Origin of the sequence: Mesorhizobium sp. M7A.F.Ca.CA.002.04.1.1 (assembly GCF_004022805.1) — a bacterium.
Taxonomy (GTDB): Bacteria; Pseudomonadota; Alphaproteobacteria; order Rhizobiales; family Rhizobiaceae; genus Mesorhizobium; species Mesorhizobium ciceri.
The window spans coordinates 1-802 of sequence record NZ_RZPL01001191.1; the positions used below are offsets into that span (position 1 = coordinate 1).

At 64.3% G+C, this 802-nt stretch carries 1 pseudogene; it reads right to left on the reverse strand.

What is annotated here, in order from left to right:
* Window positions 1–570 (reverse strand): annotated as a pseudogene (locus ENZ75_RS33220) (sensor histidine kinase); the annotation flags it as partial.
* Window positions 571–802 lie beyond the last annotated feature (232 nt).

Consider the following 802-nt stretch of genomic DNA (forward strand, 5'->3'; position numbering starts at 1 on the left):
CGCCTCCTGAAAATAGTGCCGGAAATTATAGTCGATGCCGACAAAGCTGGTCGGTTCGCCGGCATTGCTGGCTGATATGGCGATGCCTGCCGTATCGATGACATAGATGGCGGAGGCCGAGGCATCGCCGGCAATCGCCTTGAGCTTGTCGTTGAGGGCCGCTTCTTGCATCTTCCCGGCCCGGCGCAGCGCGCCCCGCACAGCATCGTCGCGGGCCAGCACCAAGGGAACCAGGCGCTGCTTTTCGATTTCGCCGGTCAGCGTTCCCGCCGCCAGCGGCAGAGCGGCAAGTGCTGTGTCGCGCAGATTGTCGGCCGCCTGGCCGGAGGCGATGCGCCCGGCGATGGCGATCGCGCCAGCCAGGACGGCAAGGGCTGCGACCACGGCAAGCCAGCGGCCGTCGCGCAGCCGGGCCACCGCCTCGCGCAGCAACTCACGGCCGGCAAACCCTTGGGATTCGCTATCGGTGCCTGCCTGCGGCGTCTGCCCTCTCCCTTTTCTTCGCGGCTTTCCGGTCAGTGTAATGCGAAAATCCGCCCAGGCAAACGCCACTTGTGCGGAAATCCGCACAAGTATTGTCCGCGCGACCTCTGACAAAGGCGGAAATCCGCGATTCCGGCCTTTCCCCGATCTGGCACGACGCTTGCAAAACTGTTTTCAGCGGCGTGCGACCGGAGCGCCGCGATGGGAGAAGTCACGCAGGCGATCCGTTTTCGCCCATCCGGCCAGGGAGAGTTCGATGCACATCGCAGACCAATCAGGCGCGCTTGCCGCGCAGCGCAAACCTTTCTATGCCCAACTC